This is a genomic window from Scytonema sp. PRP1, assembly GCF_036697665.2.
Classification (GTDB): domain Bacteria; phylum Cyanobacteriota; class Cyanobacteriia; order Cyanobacteriales; family Nostocaceae; genus Kalymmatonema; species Kalymmatonema gypsitolerans.
In genome coordinates, this window is the sequence record NZ_JBAHYJ020000022.1 from 30,593 (window position 1) to 53,878 (window position 23,286).

The window sequence follows — 23,286 nt, forward strand, 5'->3', positions numbered from 1 at the left end:
AGAACACCCAACTGGCTAAGACTCAGGAGTGGTGGAATTTTCATTGACCAATTTTTTGAGCACCATTTTGATACCATCTTTCGGTTGCAGAGTAATGGTTGGTTGGGGAATAATCGTCTGACCTGGAACCAGAGTGAGTTCAAACTTTTGGGCGATCGCTGCGAGTAATAAAACCACCTCCATCAGGGCAAAGCTTCTACCAATGCAAATACGTGGTCCACCTCCAAATGGTGCGTAAACGCCTGGTGGAAGCTGTTTTTCTAAGTCGCCAGCCCAGCGATCTGGATTAAATACTTCTGGCTGTTCAAAAAAGCGCGGATCTCGTTGCATAACCCACTGGCTGCCGATGATTGTACAGCCAGCAGGCACATGATAACCGCCAATTTCACAGTCGGCACTGGTTTCACTGAACATATTCCACACCACTGGGTAAAGCCGCATTGACTCTTTAATCACCAGATTGGTGTAACGCAAAGAAGGGAGATCAGCAATCGTAGGAAGGCGATCGCCCAATACTTCTTTTAGCTCTTGTCGTAACTTGGTTTGCACTTCGGGGTTTTGGGATAAAAGCATCCATGCCCAAGTCAAGGTATTTGCGGAGGTTTCATGGCCAGCGAAAATGAGGGTAGCAATTTCATCTCGCAATTGCTTATCACTCATCCGGCTACCATCGTCTTCATCCTGGGCTTGCATCATCATCGACAGCAAATCACCTGGATTTTCGCCGCTTGCACGCCGTTGCTGAATAATGTCGTAAATATGTTTATCCATCTGGCGCATGGCGTTTTTGTAACGGATATTTAACGGACTAGGAAATCGATCCGACAAATATGGAACGAGCGCCTTACGAGCAACCATTAACCAGTCTGCTGCTACACTCATCGCGTGAGTCACAGATTGAGCTTGTTCCTCTGTTACATCACTGCTAAACAGAATTTTCATCACAATGTTGAAGGTGAGACGCATCATCTCACCCTGAATTTCTCTCGTCTCCCCATCTTTCCAGGAGGCGAGCATTTTTTCAGTGTAGTCAACCATCACTTCTCCATAAGTCGCAATCCGCTTTTGGTGAAATACTGGTTGAGCTAAACGTCGCTGGCGAAACCAAGTCTCTCCTTCACTGGTTAAAAGTCCTTGTCCCAGTAAATCGTGAAGTCTTTTCAATAGCTGTGGTTTGACAAATAGATCCCGCTCTTTGAGGAATCGTTCAACATATTTAGGATTGGTGACAAAAAGCGCTCGGTTGTTGGCGAAACGTAGGGGAATAATCTCACCGTATTCCTGGGCGCATTTGGTCAAGAACCCTAGTGGATCGCGACCAAAATCTGCTGCGTGCCCCGCGATCAAACTTCCTTTGGGGTGAGGTAGATCGAATATATTCCCACTCTGGGTTGGGGTATTAGATTTCGTCTGCTTTGTGCCTAACATAATCTTGTGTTAATTAAAAGAAATAGGAACAAATTTTGATGTAAATCTGCTCTAGCAAAGGTTTCCTACCAATAGGGCGTGCTAGTTTTACTCTTCGCAATCAATAGTGAATGGGTTACCTTCTGGGTCAAGACCTTCAGCAATTTTTAGACCAGGCGAGGGGGAACGCATCGGGCTGAGTTTGACCCCACGCTCAGTGAGCGTATGGTATGCGGTTTCAAAATCATCAACGTGAAACGCTAGCTTCGGTCTATCCTCACCAAATTCCTTATCTAAATTGCCGTGTAACACTAAGGTGCATTGACCTGTCTCAAACTCTACCCACTGTTTGTCACTACGTCCTTCTATACTCTTGAAGGATTTTACCTGAAGTCCCAACAAATCGCGGTAAAAGTTTATCTGTGCGTCTATATCTTTAACATAGAGAATGGCTTTTGTCAAACCTTGTATAACGCTCATCTAATTTGCACCTTATTTGCAATTTTTTATACGCAGGACGATATGATTTTAGATTTTGGATTCAATCCAAAATCTAAAATCTTTGAATTAGCCTATGACAGGTTTTCTAAAAGCAACCTGGAGGTGATTAGGACCATGAAACACAATATTGTTTGCCCACTCAATGTTTTCTTGTGCCAAACGAAGCTCAGGCAAACGGTTGAGCAGGACATTTATGGCGATCTGACCCTCGGCACGGGCTAGCGTCGAACCAAGGCAGTAATGGATACCGCCGCCATAGGCACTGTGTTTGTTGTTGTCTTGCCGCTGTATATCCAGAACATCGGGGTTGTTGAATTGGGCGGGATCTCGATTGGCTGAGCCAAGCATGACGCCCACGCTATCCCCGCGCCGGATTAACTTGCCGCCAACCTCAACGTCTTCATAAGCCCAGCGTGTCACCATCTGGATTGGGGTGTCGTAGCGGACGAACTCTTCTATTGCTGCAGGGATCAGTTCGGGGTGGGAGCGTAACTTTTTGAGTACTTCTGGATGATAGAGTAACGCCAGTGCCCCCTTGGCAATTAGGTTAATTGTGGTCTCGTGTCCTGCGGTCAACAGGTGGGTACAAGTGGCGACGATCTCAAAGTCGCTCAGTTTGTCGCCCTCATCAGCAGCCTTGACGAGAGCCGAGATCAAATCCTCGCGCGGATTGGCACGTCGTTGTGTGATGAGAGGGGTGAAATAATCCACGAATGCTTGGGCAGCCTGGTTTGCACGTTCGTAGACTTCTGGTGGTGGCTTCAAACGGGAGGCGCTGGCATGCTGCATGGCGAGTGCCCATTCACGGAACAACGGCAAATCTTCGGGATCAGCACCAAGCATAATCGCAACTACTTTAGTCGGCAGAGGGAAAGCGAACTCCTCAACCAAGTCCAACTCACCACGGTTCTGGACTTTATCCAACAGATTGTCTGCGATTTCGTAGATGGCTGGACGGATGTTTTCGACAATTTTTGGGGTAAATGCCTTGCTAGCCAGCGATTTTAGCCGTGTGTGATTGGGTGGTTCCCGAAAGACGATCCAGTTGCTGACCAAAGACAAAAACGCGTTATATGCGGTTGGCACTGGCGTGGTTTCAACGTCTTCTCGTTCGTTCAAAGTCTCGCGACCAAATCTGCGGTCTTCAAGAACCTTCATGACATCGTCGTAACGAAAGATGTACCAGGCACCCGGCAACTGAGGATTAGCCGATACTCCCCAATGGACGGGGTCTTCCTCTCTGTAGCGACGATAGACTGTGTAGGGGTCTTGGATAACTTCACGTATAAATGGGTTGAGTCTGTCAATCGTAGAAGTAGACATTTTTAAGTTCCTAGTAAATTTAACTCTAGTGCAGGCTAGCACCGCAAGGCGGAAGTCAAAAGTCAAAAGTCAAAAGTCAAAAGTATTATGGAATGGGCTTTTTGTGGATTTTAAATGGTGAACCAGCGCGAATGACGGGTTTCCCGACCTAGGCGACTGGTGAAGCCGAAGGGTTGCTCTATTTACGCGCCCGACGTACTAGTTTGCTTGAGTAACCAGCAATTCGTCTAGGGGTACAAGTTGCAACGGATTCCGCAATTCAGACAACATCTTTGTCATCTGGTCGCGTCCGGAGTTGAAAACTTGCGCTACAGATGGTCTAGACTCCAAGCGTCTGACGTAATTTGTCAAGTTAGAAAGGTGCTTGTAGTTGTAGACCATACGCAGGTAAGCAAGGGTGGGAGCAGCAGCACAGTCAGCGATTGTAAAGTCTTCGCCGCCCAGCCAGGTACGAGTTGCCAGTTTTTCATCAAGCAGAGCGAGTGCTGTTTCCAATAACCGACGAGCTTTGATCACCTCTTTTTTGCCTCGTTCTTCTACCGGACGTTGGGTATCGGCAAACAGCGCCTCTCGCCCACCGTTGATGTAGACATCAATCGTCCGTTCCAGCATTCGCACCTCTAGGGCTTGTTCTGGATCAGCAGGAATCAAGCGCGATGTATTTTGAAATTTTTGGTCAAGGTATTCAATGATGATATTTGCCTCAAATAAAACATTTTCTCTTTCAGTCATTAGGGTGGGTATCTTGGCAAAATGGTTAATTTCCATATACTCTTCACGGGCTTGGGGGTCAAAAAGATTTACCTCAATAGCTGTGAAATTAACTTTCTTTTCGTATAGGGCGATCAGGACTCGTTGGGAATAAGATGATGCCGGGGCGTAATAAAGTTTCATAATCAGTTCTCAGTTTTATTAGTTCTTAGTTATCCATAGAGGGGAAAAAATGAATGTATGCATCTCGTTAGTGAATTTGGACAAGCGAAAAGCAAAATTCATCGGGAACTAATAACTGAGGACTGTTGATGAGCGACTTGAGGGCGGGGCGAGTTCTAAATGAAAACCTCCTGGAACTCGGTAAGTCAGCGCCTCTGAGTCAACACAGACGGCATCACTCCAAACAAAGAGCTCTCTCAATGCAACAACGACTGGGGATGATGAGCCAAATCTTCAAAGAATCTGGCGTAGAAATCAAACATCTCGTAGACGGTGCTGTGGATAACTTGACATTCACGCGCCTGATGTGCAAGTCGCTCAAATCGACGGGCGATCGCACTCATGGCGATTTCTGGAGTCGGGATATAAATCGGGTTTTCAATCTCAAACGATGGTCCAGCAGTTTTACCGCTTTTGCCTGAAGGCAGACTCATCAGCAATTCACCCAAAGGACGCATCATTCCCGTCATCACGTCGATGCCAGCATTCATCAGCTTTGAGCGCCGCAGGCTAGCAGTGGGCATCAAGCCGAAGTGTTGCACCATCAACTGTATCATCAGAAAATAAGTTTCGTTGAATATTTCCATAACTGCCCTCGTTTGGGGAACAGTGACAACGTTGGTGCTGTAATCTCGGTGCTGTAAGGAAGGATTACGCAAAGCAGGGTAGGAGGGGTTCCACGGCACTTTGCGTCCAGTCTCAGCATCGGTCATGTGTTCTTTAGAAAGTGCATCCGCTAAACGACGAAATTGTTGATAGTGAGAACGCTCAAATTTAGGTGATTCGGCATGACATCCTTCTCCTTGCTCAACAATGAGGTCGATCGCAAAAAGTGCGCTGTTGAGGTCGTCAACTTGAAACTGGTAATCTGGGTGAACTTTATTAAAGTCATCGCGCAGGAACAAACGATGCTCGCCGCCCACTTGACCCTTTTTAACCATGAATAAATCTGGAATATTCTCTAGCCCTTGGCGAATCTGATGGTACAGTTCACTCAAAGAACCATAACCGTGCAAGTTGTCAATTGAGCGATCGCCACTTCCTGGTTCATTGCTCAAGTTTTCTTCCAAAAAGTCGGGCATCTCCAAACGCATAAAACGCTGTAGAGAGGCGGCGTTCATTGGTTCTAGGGCAAAGTCTACATCAATGGGGAAACGTGCGTTAAGTTCCTTGAAGTTGGGAACTGCTGGATAAAAAGGTTCGCCAATCGCCATCAATATATTATTAACCATCAAAAAGTGAATCATTTCCTCGCGGGAAATTTCCAGCACCACACCCCGCATACCGTAACTTCGGACTTCTTTGCCGTCGCCACAAGCTAAATGTAACTGTTCAGGAGTCCACAAACCCCGGCGCACGTATTCCTCACCAGTGACGTAGTTGGGAATAGAGTATCCTGCATAGATGTATTGCAACATCACAGTCACTTCCAACTCCGCCGCTTGTTTCAGGGCGCTTACCAACTCTTCCCGCGTCTGGATCGTGCGTTGCGGGCGTTTTGGTTCTGCGATCGCCCCTTGGGCGGGCACTTGTGCCATCGCAGGCGGAACATAGCCGACTCGCTGTAGATTTTGCAGAAACTTCAGCAAAAGCATCGACTTGGCTTGGGACATATCCCGCGTTGGGGGCATATAGTAAGTCTTATATTTGTTGCGTGGATCGGACATTTGCCACATCAGACGTGCGTAAGTCTCGACCTTGCATTGGTCGGCGAGACTAAACACATCGACTTTCATAAACGAGAAACTTAACTCGTAGAAAGCGAGGATCTGTTCGTAGATTAATTTAAAATCTACGGCTCTATCGGGAATTTCATCCAGGTGCCAATCATCACTCATCACCCGCACTGCAAAAAAGCCAGCACCAGACCAAAACCCTAGTTCATCATTATTGTCGTAAGCAATTGCCGCTTCATCCGGGTGAGTAGAGTCACAAGGTAACTCATCAGGACGAGCAGATAGCAGCACCCGTGTCGTTCCCGCTCTGGCACCGCGCAGAGTCACCCAAGCACGCCCCTTGTCGTCGGTGGAAATTGCACATGTGGGGGCAAACTCTCCTTTGGACTGGCGCAACCCTTGCTTAAAGTGGACAATTTCCATTTCCGAGCTACGCGGGTAATGGAAAGCCTTACCTCCATTGGCGGGGTCACTTTCAAACTCGTAGCGTAGTTGAGGAAAGGCTCTCGGGTTATAGAACTGACGCAGGTAAACCGCTTCAACTGGTGCTGGACGCCCGCGCACGAAAGACCGCACTTCTAACTCTACTGCGTGGTCTTCACCGCTATGTCTATTGGGATGTTCGACAAACAAACAACCGTCATCTACCTGAAGATTGATTTCTTCCTCTTGAACGAGAATTCGCCGTTGTCCGTCAGGTGCCGTCCCGATGATGCACAAACCCTGCTGTTCTATTTCCTGAGATAAATTTTCCCACTGTTCGGCTAAAGGTACATCTACAATTCCGCTGTTTCGTTGATGCGCCTCCTTTTGGTATGCTTCCTTGGGTATCCGCGCTATCAGGCGTTGGCTATCAACAGTACGCAATTCCAAATCACCCAAGTCCAGCTTAGAAGCAATTGCGTGGGTTGGTCCTGGTCCCGGTTTGGGGGCGCGTCCCACACAAGGCACTGCGGTAACCATATTTAAACTCACGCCTTGCGGGGTGACTTGCACAGTCAGGTTAGAAAGGGGTTTAGATTCTGTTTGCGAAACAGCACGTCGGGGAGTCAGCAGCCGACCGTGAGGATAGGTAGAAAGTTCGTCTTGACACCATAAACCGATAGTTCCGTGCAGTTCCCAGAAACTAGGCAAATCGGGTTGAACTGGCGCAGACATATTACTAATGCCCAATTGCATCACCAGCCCCAAGACATCCTCGCGATTCATTGCTTCGCGCAGTAGAGATACAGTTGGTGACTGGGCGGCTTCTTCAGACCACAGGAAATCTTGGGCATCTTTGGGGATAGTAAACTGATAAACAGCCGCTCGTTTAAACTCATCGTTGAGGCAGTGTTGAGGCAATTCGCGGATGTGGTTAAAGTCTTGCCAGCGAGCTAACTGCATACCTGTAATCGGGGCAGATAGCATATATGGAACTTCGTGGGAAACGCCTTGGCGTCCGAAGGCGAGTTGACCCAACATAATTGTGCTAGTCCAGTTGGAAGCTGGGTCAGATTCAAAGATTCGGGCACGATTAAAACTTGTTTTGACGTATTCGTTGTAATGACCCCATAAATCAACAGAACGTCCTACCACTGGGTCATTTTGGTCAACTTGTCCAAACTCCCTTTGCGTGCTAACAATTTGTGCTTCGATAGAAAAGTGACCATTACCACCAAAGTCCGATCCCATAGCCATACTGAACGGACCATTTTCATCCAGTTCCCCTTGGGCGTTAAACTTTGGTCCCAAATTGTAGAGATATTCGTGGTACTCGGACGCTCCACGGTGGTGGTCGAAGGGCTTACCGTTCATGTAGACTGTGTTGCTACTAACATCCACCAGACCATTTTTATGTCCTGTAGGGGCGTGGATGCGGGCGAAGCCGAGTAAGTGTAGGCGGGGAAAATCTAAGATGCTCATATCTAAAGACCGCTTTTATAACTTTGGACAAAAAGGGAACTTAGGAAAGAAAAAAGGGCTTTGCTGAATTCTCGTGTACATCTGACAAGTCGGGAAATTGAGGAAGTCATGGGAGTTGCACGTCTTGAAGGATTGAGTTTTCCCGATAAATGCGGATTCATATTGCAACTGGACAGGGCATGACATTCTGGTGGAATTCAACCGTATCCGGACAGTCTTCAGGCTGGTTTAGCGTATTCTTTAATACCTTTGATTGACAGCCAAATTGTTATCTATGAGTTATACGTACAAGCAGTTTGTTTTATTTATTACTTTTTTTAGTGAAGTTATTGTAATATTTGGTTTTAGGCATTTATAAATACATCTTTTGTTTCCTCCCAAATACATTGTGTTTGTCTCAAATGTTATTATCTTGTTTTCTTCGGTTTTTCTTTATAAATAGCGTTCCTTCAATTACTAAAGGTGGATGTCATAAGGTCACTAGAAGTATATAGAGTTGAGTGAATCGAACTTATGCAGTTACAAATATATAGAGTTGAGTGAATCGAACTTATGCAGTTACAGATTTGAGGGGGCGGTGCGTAGCGTGCAAAGGGGGCAAAGCAGAGGGCGAAAAGCATTTATAGGTAAGCATTTCAGCAATTCATTGGCTGATAAAGTCATGGAGTTGACTCGTTTATAACTGAGAAGCTGCATCAAGCTACTTGTGAAATTTGTCAAACTCTTTTCAAAATTCATAATTCTTTCTTTTTGGCAAGATTGATCTGCCGCCAACCCTCCAAATGTATTGTGGGGGCTTTTTCCAGATAATTAAGCCACTTGATAAGCCTGTTGACGTTGGTTTGTTTGTAGAATCTTGGCATGTGTCTTCCTGGTAACTCTTTTGTTGGTTGTCGCTTTCTTGATTGGTTGGTGAGAAACAATATCGTACACAGCTTCAAGTGCAGACTCGATAGAACCCTGAAGCCAAGCAGGATATTTAGAACAATGTTCACCAGCAAAGAACAGAGTGTTTTGTGGTCTAGCAGCTTCCAAGTAACTGATGGTATGGTTAGATTCATCAGACATATCATCGCTCCAATGAACAGTGCATCCACCAGCGCTCCACTCGTAATTGCCCCAGGCGATTGAAGCTACATCTAACACCATACCAGGAGTTTGAATTTCTGGGTGAACTTTGCTCACAACGTTCTTGACGTAACCGTGACGCTGTTGCTCAGACATCATCCCCAAGCGTAAAGCATCATCACCGATGGTATAACTAGCAAGCATTGTACTTCCACGTTCGGGGTTGAATTTCACAGAAGGATAGTATGTTTGGCGAACGCCATCACCACTGAAGGATGCACCACCCTTGATACCTTGTTGTTCCCAAAAAGCTTGTTGAGTGTGAAATGCAACCTTGGTTGCTGGACAATATATAGTATTGTGGATAGATTCGAGTTTTCTAGAGTCAAATCCTTCTAACTCCATTTTTCGCATTACCGAGAAAGGAATAGTGCATAACACATAGTCGCAACGACGTGTATGCAACTGTCCGTTTTCCAAGTAATCCAATTCTACGTGGTCTGGACGCACGCGCATTGCCACGATTTTTTGGTTGCACTGAATCGGAGCTTTGATTGATGCTACCAGACGTTGGATAAGTTGATCCATTCCGCCTTTGAGTTGTAATAAATCGTGACTGGTTTCAACTAAGATGTCGCTCAGGAACATATCCAAGGCTTTGCTGCAACGAGCGCGAAAACTTGGGTTATCTTTAATAAATGCTTGTAAGTCGATAGTTTCGCCGTCTTCACTAAAGTAAGGTTCTAAATCCAGTCTTTCCAATTCATCCATTAAGTGTGATTTTAGGTCAGAATCCAAACTTTCACGCAAATTTCCAGGAGAGATGGTATTGACAATGGTTTTCAGCCAAGCTGCAAACAACCGAGTTTTTTCACTGTAACGAGTGTCGGTAAAGATTCCTTGATAACGTTCTTGGAGAAGGCGGGGTGCATCTTTCATGCGGAAGACATTTCCTTCGATGTTCATGAAAGCGTTTTGTTCTTCAAAAACTGTGACAAATTTGCAGAGTTTGTCAGCGAGTCCCAGTTCGTTTACGTAGTGCAGTGTATGCTGGTGTTCGCTGGGGATACGCATTGCGCCGAGTTCTGCGTAGGGTGCATCAGGAGAATTACCGAAGCGGTGTGTCCAAACTCGACCACCGACGCGCGGGCTACCTTCCATAATATCGACTTCATGACCCAGACGTTCTAATTCGTAAGCTGCAACTAAACCTGCAATTCCTGCACCCAGGATGGTGATGCGCTTACCTTTTTGGATGTTTGCCAGTTTGCACATATCGAGCATTGTTGTGGTGTCCATTTTGAAATTCAAGATTGCAAATTAGTTTGTTATTTGTTTTCGCTGTTTCAACCGCTTCATAAGTTTGATAGCGTTGAGGAATTTTTTTTATGCACTCTGATGTGCACCGATCGCAAACAAGTGACGCGCTGACTGACCCGGATAAGCATTGTGTCGAGATGGGCGACGTGAAAATTGACGCGGTGATAAGCGCCATGAAAATCAGGAATGACAGCTTCTTTCCCTTCAAGTAGAGCGTGCTGCGATGGTGCGGAGCACCCGCAGCCATTGCGATCGCTTGAACGGGCGATCGCGTTTGGGATCATGTTGCATTTAGAGTCGATGAAGGGCAAGGATTTAATTGAATTAAGCCTCTAATGATCAAACGTGACACGGCAGTATAAATCTAAGCACTGCATTTACATAGTTATATTTATTACGTTAATTTCCAAAAAAAAACAGTTTTGTATTCATGATTACAAATAATTTTAATATTATCTAAATTCCTTGGTTAGAAACAAATATGTCGATTGATAGAAGGTTGTATAAACAGTAAATAGTATCTTTAACAGTTAGTGATAGCGATTGTTGTCAAGGTAAACAGCCTTAATAGTTTTTAGGCAGTCAAGAAAACACCAAACGCTTCTTTACCAAATAATGCTTACTGCCCTTGTACTAAGAAAAAGTAAGCTAAAAGTGGATTTTTTCTAATTCCTCTGCTCTGGTGAAAGAGCATTTGGAAACAATTCTATTTCCTATAAAGATAAAATTGAGATAACCTATGTCAGGCGAAAAAAGTCAGATAAAAAATAACGGGCTCAGTAATGGTAAGTCAGGAAAAATGCTTAAAGCTAAGCTATCGACACTAACTGAACCGCAATCATCAGGTGTATCATCCCAAAATTTATCCATACCCAACAAAATTTATAAAGAAACCTCTACAGATACGCCTGATATAGTTTGCTTGTCTCATTTGCGTTGGAATTTCGTCTATCAAAGACCGCAACATCTTCTGGTTCGTTGCGCTCAAGGACGGCGGGTTTTCTTCATTGAGGAGCCAATTTTTACAGACGAACCGTTGGGGCGGTTGGATGTCAGCCAAGACAACAATGGAGTTGTGGTTGTTGTTCCACACTTACCACAAGGTTTGAGCCAGGAGGCGGTAAACGCAGATCTAAAACTGCTGATTGATGGTTTGTTTGCAGAGCACAACATCCGCAAGTACATCTGTTGGTACTACACACCAATGGCGATCGCATTTACACGCCACTTACAACCGCTAGCAGTTGTCTACGATTGCATGGATGAATTATCTGCATTCAAGAATGCGCCCCCTGCTTTAAAGAACAACGAAGCCGAACTTTTCCGCCGTGCAGATTTGGTGTTTACAGGTGGACAAAGCCTTTACGAAAGCAAGGTGAACCAGCACCCTAACGTCTACGCGTTTCCTAGTAGTGTTGAAGTAGCGCATTTTGCACAAGCAAGAAATTCCCAGGGATCAGAACCAGCAGATCAAGCGAATATTCCCCATCCGCGCCTTGGCTTCTTTGGGGTGATTGACGAGCGGATGGATATCGAACTGTTGGCTGGTATTGCCGACACACGCCCTGACTGGCATTTGGTCATGATTGGACCGGTTGTGAAAATCGATCCCGCAACTTTGCCACAGCGAGAGAATATTCATTATCTCGGTGGGAAAGACTATAAAGAGCTACCTGCATATTTGGCGGGGTGGGACTTGGCGATGCTGCCGTTTGCACGCAACGAGTCAACTCGCTTTATTAGCCCAACTAAGACTCCAGAGTATCTTGCCGCAGGTAAGCCTGTGGTGTCTACTTCAATTCGAGATGTGGTGCGTCCCTACGGTGACTTGAAGCTGGTGCGAATTGCAGACACGGTTTCTGAGTTTGTCACCGCCATAGAAAAGGCTATGCAAGACGACAACCCTGCATCAGGATGGTTGAGTCGGGTAGATGCCTTTTTGGAGCAAATTTCTTGGGATCGCACTTGGGGATCAATGATGCAATTAATAAACTCTGCCATTGCTGCACAAAAGGATGACAACAAAATGAACTCAATGGCTATTGCTGGTAAACAAGCACCAAGTATCATTAACAGAGACAAAGAGCCTGTATTTGATTACTTGATTGTCGGGGCGGGGTTCTCAGGAAGCGTCATCGCGGAACGGTTGGCAACTCAGTCTGGTAAAAAAGTGCTGGTTGTGGACAAGCGATCGCACATCGGCGGCAACGCCTACGATCATTACGACGATCATGGCATCCTCGTACACAAATACGGTCCCCACATCTTTCACACCAACTCCCGCGAAGTCTTTGAATACCTCTCGCAGTTCACTGAATGGCGGGCTTACGAACATCGCGTCCTTGCTAGCGTAGACGGGCAACTTGTTCCGATCCCCATCAACCTCGACACTATCAATAAACTTTATGGAATGAACTTGACTTCATTCCAGGTGGAAGAGTTCTTCAAGTCGGTTGCAGAACCCAAAGAATACATCCGCACCTCAGAGGATGTGGTGGTGAGCAAAGTCGGTCGAGAACTGTATGAAAAGTTTTTCCGCAACTACACTCGCAAACAATGGGGACTCGACCCATCGGAACTTGACAAATCAGTCATTGCCCGCATCCCCACCCGCACCAACCGCGACGATCGCTATTTCACAGATAGTTACCAGGCAATGCCTCGGTACGGTTTTACCCGGATGTTCGAGACGATGTTGGCACACCCCAACATCAAGGTAATGCTCAACACCGATTACCGTGAAATCCAGAAGGCAATACCTTGCGGTGAGATAGTTTACACTGGACCTGTTGATGAGTTCTTTGATTATCGCTACGGCAAACTACCGTATCGTTCGCTTGATTTCAAGCACGAGACGCATAATACCTCGGTGTTTCAGCAAGCGCCAGTGATCAACTATCCGAACGACCACCTGTATACTCGCGTCACGGAGTTTAAGTACCTGACGGGACAGGAACACCACAAAACTAGTATTGTTTACGAGTTTCCTAAGGCAGAGGGAGACCCCTATTACCCTGTACCACGTCCGGAAAATCAGGAAATTTACAAGCAATACAAGGCGCTGGCTGATGAAACACAAGGTGTGTATTTTGTAGGAAGGTTAGCAACCTACAAGTATTACAACATGGATCAATGTGTTGCTCAGGCTCTTTCTGTTTACAAACAAATCGCGGTTAAGGCTTAAGACTACTTCGTGTCCTTCGCGTCTTAGCGGTTAATAAAACGAACCGCCATGGCGAGCCAGCGCCCTTTGGAGGGTTTCCCGACCTAGGCGACTGGTGAGTCCAGTCCTGTTGGCGCAGCCTGCCCGAAGGGCTTAGGCGGGTTTCCCAACCTAGGGAACTGGCGAACCCGAAGGGCGTCGCAAAGAACGCCAAGGAAGAAAAGAGAATATTAAAGTTGAGTTTAAAGTATGGCTTCCTTCAACTCAAGACTCAACACTCATAATTCACAACTTCCTTTGGAAGTGTGGGCTGGTGTAGAGTGTACGGTTAATCGTGTGGGTGATGAGTATTTTGACCAGTTGGAACGCAACGGTCATGCAACGCGCTTGGATGACCTAGACTTATTTGCCGAACTAGGGATAAAGGCAATCCGCTACCCCGTGCTGTGGGAGCGAACTGCTCCCGACGGGTTGGAGAATGCTGACTGGTCATGGGCGGATGAGCGACTAGGGCGATTGCGCGAATTGGGCATCAATCCGATTGTGGGATTGGTGCATCATGGTAGCGGACCGCGTCACACGAGTTTGATAGATCCGGAATTTCCAGAGAAACTAGCTTTGTATGCCCGTGCAGTTGCAGAGCGCTATCCTTGGGTGACGCATTACACACCCGTGAACGAGCCGCTGACAACGGCGCGGTTCAGTGGAATGTATGGTCATTGGTTTCCTCACGGTGAAGATGAGTTAAGTTTTTTACGTTGTATGTTGGGGGAGTGCCGTGGGGTCGCCCTTTCGATGAAGGCAATCCGAGAAGTGAATCCCAACGCCCAACTGGTGCAAACCGACGATTTGGGTAAGATTTACAGTACGCCCAAGCTGGCGTATCAAGCAGAATTTGAGAACGAGCGCCGCTGGTTGACCTTTGATTTATTATGCGGTCGAGTCACCCCGACTCATCGGATGTGGGGTCACCTGCGCTACTGTGGCATCAATGAGGCTGAACTTGAATGGTTTCTGGAAAATCCCTGTCCGCCGGACATTATTGGGATTAACCACTACCTGACGAGCGATCGCTTTTTGGATGAGCGCAAAGAACGCTATCCGACTAGCTCGCATGGGGGCAATGGGCGGGACGAGTACGCAGATGTAGAGGCTGTGCGGGTTTGTGCTGAGGGTGCAGCAGGTCCGCGCAACTTGCTACTAGAAGCATGGGAACGCTATAAACTGCCCCTTGCTGTTACGGAAGCTCACCTCCACTGCACCCGCGAGGAGCAGCTGCGCTGGCTTTATGAGGTTTGGAATGCGGCGCTTCAATTACGATCTCAGGGTGTGGATGTCCGCGCTGTCACTGCTTGGTCGCTCCTGGGCACCTACGATTGGAATAGCTTAGTGACTCGCTGGGTCGGCTACTACGAGTCAGGCGTGTTTGACTTGCGTTCGTCACGTCCACGACCAACAGCAATTGCCAAGATGATACGCGACCTATCCGCTGGGCGCAAACCAGATCACCCGCTACTTGATACACCCGGATGGTGGCATCGGCAAGAGCGGTTGTTATACCCTGCGGTAAGTTGCGGTGTGGAGGCAGGGGGAGATGAGGGAGTAACATCCCCCTCATCCCCCTCATCCTCCTCATCTCCTCTAGCCATCGTGGGTGCGAGAGGAACTTTGGGAAGGGCTTTTGCGCGGTTGTGTGAACTACGGGGGATCTCATACCGCTTGCTGACACGTCAAGAGATGGACATTGCCGATCCTGCCTCTGTTGATGCGGTTCTAACTGAGTTGAAGCCGTGGGCGGTTGTGAACGCTGCGGGATACGTGCGGGTGGACGATGCGGAACGCGAACCCCATGTTTGTCTGCGGGTGAACGCTGAGGGACCAGCGATTTTAGCTGCTGCTTGTGCTGAGCATAATGTGGGGCTACTGACTTTCTCGTCAGACCTGGTATTTGACGGTGCTGTGTTCAACCCTTATATAGAAAGTGATACCGTTGCCCCCCTGAATGTGTATGGGTGCAGCAAAGCTTTGGCAGAAAAGCTGGTATTGAAGGTTAATCCCGCATCGCTGATCATTCGTACCAGTGCATTTTTCGGTCCCTGGGATGATTACAATTTCGTCACTATTGCCCTGCGTCAGCTCAGTGCTGGGAATACCTTCGTCGCTGCCGAGGATGGGATTGTTTCGCCTACGTACGTCCCGGATCTTGTCCACGCCAGTCTCGATTTGTTAATTGACGGCGAGAGTGGTTTGTGGCATCTGGCTAACAAAGGTGCGATCACATGGGCTGACTTGGCACGGCTAGCGGCGAAAACAGCAGGCTTTAATCCTAGCAATGTGATTGCCTTGCCAACGCAAGAACTTGGTTTAACTGCTAAGCGCCCGACTTACAGCGTTCTTGGTACCAATAGGGGTGAGTTAATGTCATCTCTTGACAGCGCGATGTCTCGCTATTTTGATGAGTGTCAACGATTTTAGATTTTTGCCAAGAATTAGGGGTGTAAGGGAGTGATTGGTGGGGGCGGTGAGTACCCAAACGGTTCCGGGGTAGGGTGTACAAAAAGCGCATTTTTTCTTTCCCCCCTAAACCCTTACACCCTACACTCCTACACCCTTGGTTTTGGTCATTTGTCAATAATTTCTAACTCTATACGGGCGTTGCTTTCGACCAGAAATATCTCGAGTTTTCAGAAATATTTTTGCTTGGTAGCTTCGCCCCTACCTCATTGATTGTTTAATCCAAAATCTAAAATAGACTTCTTGGATTTATTCCAAAAAAAAGAATAATTAACCACAGATGGACACAGATGGACACAGATGGAACTCACCTTCCGCAATCTTGTCTATTCTAAAACCTAAAGTTAGTACAGTTATGACAACCATTTTAGTTACAGGTGGAGCAGGATATATTGGCTCCCATGCGGTATTAGCTCTAAAGGGCGCAGGTTATGAAGTCGTTGTTCTTGATAATTTGTCGAATGGGCATCGAGAACTTGTAGAAGAGGTTTTGCAGGTAAAGTTGATTGTTGGTGATACGAGCGATCGCGCTCTTTTAGATAACATATTCACAACCCACAATATAACTGCGGTGATGCATTTTGCTGCGTACATTGCCGTGGGTGAATCTGTCACTGACCCAGCCAAATATTACGATAACAACGTCGCAGGCACCCTGACGCTTTTAGAAGCAATGCTTGCTGCTTCCATCAACAAGTTCATCTTTTCTTCTACTTGCGCTCTTTATGGTGTACCGAAGTTTGTGCCGCTGACTGAAGACCATCCTCAAGACCCCATCAGTCCGTATGCAACTACCAAATGGATGGTAGAGCGAATATTATCTGATTTTGATACAGCTTATAATCTCAAGTCTGTCAGGTTCCGCTACTTTAACGCCGCAGGTGCAGATCCAAATGGGTTATTGGGTGAAGACCATGAACCAGAAACTCACCTTATACCATTGGTGCTCATGGCTGCTTTGGGTAAGCGCGAATCCATTTTGATTTTCGGTACTGATTACCCTACGACTGACGGTACTTGCATTCGGGATTACATTCACGTGACTGACTTGGCACAAGCACATGTTCTGGGTTTGGAGTATCTGCTGAAAGGAGGAGATAGCGAAGTCTTTAATTTAGGCAATGGCAGTGGGTTTTCAGTTAGAGAAGTCATCGAAAGTGCAAAGGAAGTCACAGGAGCTGAAATCAAAATAGAGGAGCGCGACAGAAGACCTGGCGATCCGCCTATTTTAGTCGGCAGCAGCGACAAAGCAAGTAAAGTTTTGGGTTGGCGTCCCCAATACCCAAACATTAAGGACATCCTCACCCACGCTTGGCAGTGGCATCAGCGGCGGCACGGGTAGTCTAAACTTTAGACAGTTTTGGCTAGCGTAGCAACATATCGGCAAGGTTGGCGACGGCTGCAACTAACGCGGCTGGCTCCACTGGCTTGGCAATATGCTGTTGAAATCCGGCGGCAATTGCCTGTTGGTAATCAACATCACCTGCATAAGCCGTTAGGGCGATCGCTGGAATTTGCCCTCCCAGTTCTGGTGGCATTGCTCTGATTTGACGCATCAGCATATAACCGTTTACTTCAGGCATTCCGATGTCGCTTAACAGCACATTTGGTTGAAACTGAGTAAGGGCTTGTAGTGCTTCAGTTGCCGATGCTACCTGTGTTACTTCTGCTCCAGACTGCTCTAAAATGAAAGCAATCAACTCTCGTGTATCTACCTCATCATCCACAACGAGAACTCTCACCCCATTTAAATCGGGAAACTCATCAGACTGTGTATCACTTTGTTGCTCATGTAGATGAATCTTCATCAATGGCAGAGTGACTCTAAAGGTTGCTCCCTGTCCTTCACCCAAACTTTCTGCTTTAACCGTGCCGCCGTGTAGCTCTACAATGTGGCGAACAATCGCTAAACCTAACCCCAGTCCACCAAATTTCCTGGTCGTTGAGCCGTCAGCTTGTCGGAAGTACTCAAACACATGCGGTAGAAACTCAAGAGGAATTCCCTTACCTGTATCGCGCACTTGAAGCTGAGCCACAGAACCAACAGACTCTAAACGGATTTCTACTTGTCCACCTTCTGGTGTAAACTTAATAGCGTTGGAAAGCAAATTCCAGACGACTTGCTGTAAGCGACCTGAATCGCCTGAAACTTGTCGCATGTTCTTCTCAAACACCGTCACTAGCTGAATCGATTTCGCTTGGGCAGCTAACCGTACAGTTTCTATTGCTGCTGCGATCGTAGATGCCAAATCAACTGCACCAATCTTCAGGCTGAGTTTGCCTTGTAGGATGCGAGAAACATCCAGCAAATCTTCGATCAGTTCGGTCTGGAGTTTGGCGTTCCGCTCAATGGTTTCTAAGGCGCGAGCAGTAGTTGCTTCATCATGCTTTCTAGTTCGTAGTAACTTCGACCATCCGAGTATGGGGTTGAGCGGCGTGCGAAGTTCGTGGGAGAGGACTGCCAAAAATTCATCTTTGATGCGGTTAGCTTGAATCAATTGCTCTGTTTGCCGCTGGAGAGCTTGTTCTGCAAGGTGGCGTTCACGAAGTGCGCGTTCGCGTTCGGTGATGTCAACCGCAACTCCTCCTACCAAGCATTGCCCAGACACATCGGCAATGGGAAACTTGTACACCAGAAAGTCGCCGAGCGTGCCATCTGTGCGAGGGGCATGCTCAATCGCCTCAACGACCTGATTTGTCTGGGCAACCATTCTGATGTTATCAAGGAATTGCTGAGCGATTTCAGTCGGATATAGCTCGAAGATACTTTTGCCGAGCGCGTCGGTTGTTGGTAGCTTGAATATGCGATAATAAGTTTGACTGAGATAAATCACACGCCCGTCTGCATCTGTCATCCATGATGCGGCTGGACTGTTATTCATAAAAGCTTGAAATCGCTCTTCACTGTGGCGTAGCGCTTCAAGAGCCTGCTTGCGCTGGCTAATGTCGAGAATGAATGCGATCGCCTTGTGCCGAGACTCTCCTACCAAAGAGTAGCCAATCACCACCGGGACACGAGAACCATCCTTGCGAATGTATTCCTTCTCATAAGGGGTACAGGCTCCCTTTTCCTTTGCTTCGGCAATAGCCAGTTCATCTAAATAAAGGTGCTCAGGTGGCGTGATATCTATCCAGCGTAGTCTGCCTGCTTTGATATCTTCTTGCGTGTAGCCGACAATTCGCAAGAACTCGTCATTGGCTTCACTGATACCACCGTCCACATCACTAAAGAGAATGCCAACCACATTTGCTTCGACGAAACTTCTCAGCCGCTCTTCACTGGCTTGAACCGCTACTTCTGCGTGCTTGCGCTCGGTAATATTGATTATGCTCACCAAGACGCTGTGAAATTTTGCGCATGAAGGCGGAAAAGTAATCGTAAAAAGGACGTTGAGGCGCTCTCCGTTTATAGTTTGTAGAATTGTTTCAGATTCAAAATAAGTTTCGCAGTTAGCAAGCGCGAGGAGTTCTTCGACAAACACCTCTAGGGTTTCCGGTATAAAGACTTGGTCAAGTGAAGCCAAGAGTTCATTTTTGTTTTGAGCGGCAAACATCCGCACCGCCGTGTCATTCACGTTGAGAACTCTCACCATGTCAACTGCCTGTCGAAGGAACTCAGGGTGTTCCGCAAAATAGGCGCGAAAATTTTGGACTCCTTGCGCTTTTAAATGAGCGATCGCTTCTTGGACAAGAGAAAAATCTTCTTCAAAAATCGCTACGCCTGCGGCTTCAAAGATATAGCGGTATTTTCTCTCCTGTTCTTTGAGCGCCTCCTCCGCCTGCTTGCGTTCGCTAATGTCCCGAAAATAAACGGCAAGACCATCTGGCGAAGGATAGGCGTGGACTTCCAGCCACTTACCTATCGGCTGACCAAATTCTTCAAAGACAACGGCAACCTGCTCAGTAACAGCACGGTGAAATTCTTGGTACGCCAGATTTCCGACTGTCTCTGGAAACACCTCCTCCCACACCTGCTTGCCGAGCAGTTCTTCACGGGTTTTGTGTAAAAGCTTGGTGGCTTGCTGATTGACATAAGTGTAGCGCCACTGGTGATCGAAAGCCACAAACGCATCAGTGATGCTTTCAAGAATGTTGCTGATTTGGTCACGGGTTGCCTCAGCTGCACGTTGTGCCGTTTCGCTAACAGCACGTAATTCCTGCTCTCGCCGCGTCGTTTCCTGACGCAATCGAGCCATTTCCAAGTTAGCATTCACACGAGCTAATAGTTCACCTCCAGAGAAGGGCTTAACCAAATAGTCGTCTGCCCCAGCTTCCAAACCTTCAATGCGGGACTCTTCCCCAGCACGCGCAGAAAGCAGAATGATGGGCGTTTCTCTCGTGTGCGGCTCAGCCCTCAACTCGCGAAGCAACTCAAAGCCATCCAGCCCTGGCATCATGACATCACTTAATATCAGGTCTGGAAGCTGGGCACGAGCAGCAGCTAACGCCTCAGTGCCATTTGCTACCGTCTCCACGTCATACCGTTGGCTTAACAAACGCTTGACGTAGTCGCGCATATCGGCATTGTCGTCAGCCAGGAGAATGCGAGCTTTCTGTGGTGGGGTGCTGGGGTGAATTCTCCCTCTCTCCCCATCTCCCCTGGTCCCCTGCTCCCCCTCCTCTTGGGGTAGCCAGCGTAACGCTTCCTCGACATACGGCGTAGCGCCCACTGCGGTGGATGCTAGTAAACGGGTTGCGCCGATGCGTTCACTCGGCAGATGGGCAGTTCCTCTAGGAATCAACACCGTAAAGCAGGTTCCCTGATTCACAACGCTGCTGACTTGGATCGTGCCACCGTGCAGCTTTACCAACTCTTGGACTAACGATAGCCCAATGCCCGAACCTTCATGAGTACGTGCTTGCGCTCCTTTGACGCGATGGAACCGCTCGAACACATGAGGTAGCTCATCACCGGGGATGCCTATACCTGTATCCCGCACGTCTAACTCAACGTGGTCGTTGCAATAACGCAGCGTTACTGCAATTTCCCCCTCAAAGGTGAACTTAAAGGCATTGGAAAGCAGGTTAAGCACAATCTTTTCCCACATTTCCTGGTCTACGTACACAGGTTCCGGTAACGGTGGACAGTTGACCAAAAGCCTTAGCCCTGCTCGTTCGATTCCGGAGCGAAACACACTCGCTAGCTCTGCCGTCAGCATCGCTAAGTCTGTTGGTTCGTAAACTGCCTGCACCCGCCCTGCTTCGATGCGGGAGAAGTCCAGCAGGCTATTAACCAGCTTTAGCAAGCGTAACCCATTACGCTGCACCATTTCTAACTGCTCACGGTCGTGTCTGGGAAGAACGCTTGAGGGATTGGTTAACACGTCCTCAAGGGGACCGAGCATTAGAGTCAGCGGTGTACGAAATTCGTGACTGATGTTACTGAAGAAAGCAGTTTTCGCCCGGTCTAGTTCTGCTAGTGCTTCAGCCCGTTTGCGTTCTGCTTCGTAGGCACTGGCGTTGGCGATCGCAGTCGCAACATTACTGGCAATTAAATCAAAGAACCCCCGGTAGTCGTCATCAAATGCACGCCGAGGACTGATACCGACGACCAGGAATCCAGCTAACTGCTGCTTATGTCCCGATTGAGCAATAGGCATGACCAAGGCGGCGTTTGGCGGTTCGTTCCCGGTTGCTCCAAACAGTGTTCCTAACTGAGTTGCGAAATCATCCACTACCTCAGCTTGCCCCGTACGCCTAACTCGTGCCAGATGCCAGCAGTCTGTCTCTTGAGTCAAATCTATCAGTTCTTGGCGCTCTAGTGTGCCTGGCTCAATGCCCGTTGTTCCTACCAGACGTGCTTGTTTTCCGTCCGCCTCAACTAAGTACAATAGAGCAAAGGGAATACAGTCGGGATTGTGGGATAAGGTTTGCGTGGCAATGTGACAAGCTTCTTTAACCGTCTTTGCCTCTGCGGTGTTACTGGCAAGTTCACGCAGCGTTCGCAGCCGACGCTCCCCAATGATCCGCTCTGTTGTTTCGATTACAGCACAGAAAACTCCGCCAACTCCACCGCTCTCGTCTCGTATCGGGCTGTAGGAAAAGGTGAAGTAGGTTTCTTCCAAATAGCCATAGCGGTCCATCATCAGCAGCAGATTATCTGACCAGGTAGGCTGACCTGTTGTTAGGACGCTATCAGCTAAGGGACCCACAACATCCCAAACTTCTGCCCAGCACTCCTTGGCAGACTGTCCCAGAAATTGGGGATGCTTGCTAGCACCGAGAATTGGGCGGTAGGCATCGTTGTAGAGGTTGGCATACTCGCTTCCCCACCAGATGAACATCGGGTAGTGGGAGTTGAGAATAATGCTAACAGCAGTTTTCAAGCTCTGTGCCCATTGAGATACTGGACCCAAAAGCGTTTGCGACCAGTGGAGCGATCGCTCAGCGTCTCCAAAGGAGTTTCGCATCAACGCTCCCATTTCTCCACCGCCTGCAAAGATATCCTCAGGGACAGTCGCCTTCACTGGGTCACTCACCATCTCTGCTCCGCTTGTGGAAAATATTTGCTAAGGACGCCTTTGCCGCCTTTTCGTAGGGTTGGTTCTGGCGAATCCGACAGTTCACGAATCAGTTGGCTCATTTGTGGTTGCCTAAGCACTGCTGTCTTCCTGGACTTCACTTTTTCAAAAGGAAATTGCATCGGCGGCTTAAGCAAAATTTAACGCGGATTATCTTATTATTCAATATATTCAATCCTGTACCAAGTGGCGCAAGGACTTTTCTATCTTTTGATTTAATTTTTGACGTTTATTGGTTAATTTCTTGTGTCGGCATTCCCACACTATCACCTGCTTTAGAGGGCCATCTCACAGTTAGAATAGTAGACTCAGACTCAGCAACCCAACAATGCGGCACACCTGCACACCAAAGAACGTAGTCGCCCTCACGAGATAGTACAATATCTCCGTCCTCAAATTGAAGGCGAAATTGTCCCTTGATCAGGATAGAAAGGGTGGCGGCTTGGTTATTGACTGCCCACTCGGTTCTACTGTCTCCTACTTTATGGACAGCCCATTTCACTTCTAGGTCTTCAGTTGATCGCGGATCTTCACTTGGAGTGATGAAGTGACCAAGAAACCATCCCCAGCGTTTAGCGCCTTCGTTAACAGCGTTACCAAAAACTACTTTGTCATTAGTCATTAGTCATTAGTGATTATATGATGTCCGGCAAATTACGGATAATTACAAAACCCCACCCCTAACCCCTCCCCCTTCGGGTTCGCCAGTTGCCTGCGGAGGGAAACCCTCCTGCAGCACTGGTCTCACCGCAAGCGGGGAGGGGACGTGAAGCGTAGCTTTACGGGGACTCGGGGTCCCCTCTGGGGATAGGGGGAGGGGGTTTTCCAGGATTTGTTGGTAATTGAGCGGACATAATATTAGTCATTAGTCATTACTTCTTCCCCTGCTCCCTCACTCCCTCATCTCCCCAATCAAAAATCGGTAGCGGGAACTAAAATTCGTCCGGTGTTACCT

At 47.7% G+C, this 23,286-nt stretch carries 13 protein-coding genes; 5 read left to right on the forward strand and 8 right to left on the reverse strand.

Annotated elements, in window-relative coordinates; translation table 11 throughout:
• Window positions 1–15: 15 nt before the first annotated feature.
• The 5 genes from V5G28_RS04090 to V5G28_RS04110 all read right to left on the reverse strand — a co-directional run bounded on the left by V5G28_RS04090 (window position 16) and on the right by V5G28_RS04110 (window position 7,745).
• Window positions 16–1,428, reverse strand: a complete 1,413-nt coding sequence (locus tag V5G28_RS04090; RefSeq protein WP_332997171.1) for a cytochrome P450 — start codon at window positions 1,426–1,428, stop codon at window positions 16–18.
• A gap of 87 nt (window positions 1,429–1,515) precedes the next feature.
• Entirely contained in the window at window positions 1,516–1,887 is a 372-nt protein-coding gene (locus V5G28_RS04095; RefSeq protein WP_096563815.1) for a VOC family protein, read from the reverse strand.
• A gap of 87 nt (window positions 1,888–1,974) precedes the next feature.
• The gene (locus V5G28_RS04100) at window positions 1,975–3,231 is read right to left on the reverse strand and encodes a cytochrome P450 (RefSeq protein ID WP_096563816.1); all 1,257 of its coding nucleotides are present in this window, start codon (window positions 3,229–3,231) and stop codon (window positions 1,975–1,977) included.
• Between the two features lie 198 nt (window positions 3,232–3,429).
• Entirely contained in the window at window positions 3,430–4,125 is a 696-nt protein-coding gene (locus V5G28_RS04105) for a glutathione S-transferase family protein (RefSeq protein WP_332997173.1), read from the reverse strand.
• 236 nt (window positions 4,126–4,361) lie between these two features.
• Entirely contained in the window at window positions 4,362–7,745 is a 3,384-nt protein-coding gene (locus tag V5G28_RS04110) for a ferritin-like domain-containing protein (RefSeq protein ID WP_332997175.1), read from the reverse strand.
• Between the two features lie 60 nt (window positions 7,746–7,805).
• Between V5G28_RS04110 and V5G28_RS04115 the strand changes: the two genes are divergently transcribed.
• A complete protein-coding gene (locus V5G28_RS04115; protein ID WP_332997176.1) occupies window positions 7,806–7,928 on the forward strand; it encodes a hypothetical protein in 123 nt (40 codons plus the stop codon).
• Window positions 7,929–8,555: 627 nt separating this feature from the next.
• Here V5G28_RS04115 and V5G28_RS04120 read toward each other — a convergent pair.
• Window positions 8,556–10,112 carry a flavin monoamine oxidase family protein gene (locus tag V5G28_RS04120; protein WP_336229641.1) on the reverse strand — a complete coding sequence of 519 codons (1,557 nt, stop codon included), beginning with the start codon at window positions 10,110–10,112 and terminating at the stop codon, window positions 8,556–8,558.
• 207 nt (window positions 10,113–10,319) lie between these two features.
• Here V5G28_RS04120 and V5G28_RS04125 point away from each other — a divergent pair, with 207 nt between their 5' ends.
• The 4 genes from V5G28_RS04125 to galE all read left to right on the forward strand — a co-directional run bounded on the left by V5G28_RS04125 (window position 10,320) and on the right by galE (window position 17,152).
• Window positions 10,320–10,469, forward strand: coding sequence for a hypothetical protein (locus V5G28_RS04125; protein ID WP_332997181.1), 150 nt, complete (start codon window positions 10,320–10,322; stop codon window positions 10,467–10,469).
• A gap of 403 nt (window positions 10,470–10,872) precedes the next feature.
• A complete protein-coding gene (gene glf, locus V5G28_RS04130) occupies window positions 10,873–13,317 on the forward strand; it encodes a UDP-galactopyranose mutase (RefSeq protein ID WP_332997183.1) in 2,445 nt (814 codons plus the stop codon).
• A 228-nt stretch (window positions 13,318–13,545) separates the two neighbouring features.
• Entirely contained in the window at window positions 13,546–15,771 is a 2,226-nt protein-coding gene (locus V5G28_RS04135) for a family 1 glycosylhydrolase (RefSeq protein WP_332997185.1), read from the forward strand.
• Between the two features lie 394 nt (window positions 15,772–16,165).
• Window positions 16,166–17,152, forward strand: coding sequence for a UDP-glucose 4-epimerase GalE (gene galE / locus V5G28_RS04140; protein WP_332997187.1), 987 nt, complete (start codon window positions 16,166–16,168; stop codon window positions 17,150–17,152).
• 22 nt (window positions 17,153–17,174) lie between these two features.
• Here the strand turns inward: galE and V5G28_RS04145 are convergent, their stop codons facing one another.
• Window positions 17,175–22,289, reverse strand: a complete 5,115-nt coding sequence (locus tag V5G28_RS04145; protein ID WP_442994215.1) for an ATP-binding protein — start codon at window positions 22,287–22,289, stop codon at window positions 17,175–17,177.
• 271 nt (window positions 22,290–22,560) lie between these two features.
• A complete protein-coding gene (locus tag V5G28_RS04150) occupies window positions 22,561–22,953 on the reverse strand; it encodes a signal peptidase I (protein WP_332997193.1) in 393 nt (130 codons plus the stop codon).
• Window positions 22,954–23,286: the final 333 nt, after the last annotated feature.

What these genes read in the sequence shown, in the direction of transcription:
- V5G28_RS04090 (WP_332997171.1), bottom strand. Translation starts at nt 1,428, where the DNA reads ATGTTAGGCACAAAGCAGACGAAATCTAATACCCCAACCCAGAGTGGG.
- V5G28_RS04095 (WP_096563815.1), bottom strand. Translation starts at nt 1,887, where the DNA reads ATGAGCGTTATACAAGGTTTGACAAAAGCCATTCTCTATGTTAAAGAT.
- V5G28_RS04100 (WP_096563816.1), bottom strand. Translation starts at nt 3,231, where the DNA reads ATGTCTACTTCTACGATTGACAGACTCAACCCATTTATACGTGAAGTT.
- V5G28_RS04105 (WP_332997173.1), bottom strand. Translation starts at nt 4,125, where the DNA reads ATGAAACTTTATTACGCCCCGGCATCATCTTATTCCCAACGAGTCCTG.
- V5G28_RS04110 (WP_332997175.1), bottom strand. Translation starts at nt 7,745, where the DNA reads ATGAGCATCTTAGATTTTCCCCGCCTACACTTACTCGGCTTCGCCCGC.
- V5G28_RS04120 (WP_336229641.1), bottom strand. Translation starts at nt 10,112, where the DNA reads ATGGACACCACAACAATGCTCGATATGTGCAAACTGGCAAACATCCAA.
- V5G28_RS04125 (WP_332997181.1), top strand. Translation starts at nt 10,320, where the DNA reads ATGACAGCTTCTTTCCCTTCAAGTAGAGCGTGCTGCGATGGTGCGGAG.
- glf (WP_332997183.1), top strand. Translation starts at nt 10,873, where the DNA reads ATGTCAGGCGAAAAAAGTCAGATAAAAAATAACGGGCTCAGTAATGGT.
- V5G28_RS04135 (WP_332997185.1), top strand. Translation starts at nt 13,546, where the DNA reads ATGGCTTCCTTCAACTCAAGACTCAACACTCATAATTCACAACTTCCT.
- galE (WP_332997187.1), top strand. Translation starts at nt 16,166, where the DNA reads ATGACAACCATTTTAGTTACAGGTGGAGCAGGATATATTGGCTCCCAT.
- V5G28_RS04150 (WP_332997193.1), bottom strand. Translation starts at nt 22,953, where the DNA reads ATGACTAATGACAAAGTAGTTTTTGGTAACGCTGTTAACGAAGGCGCT.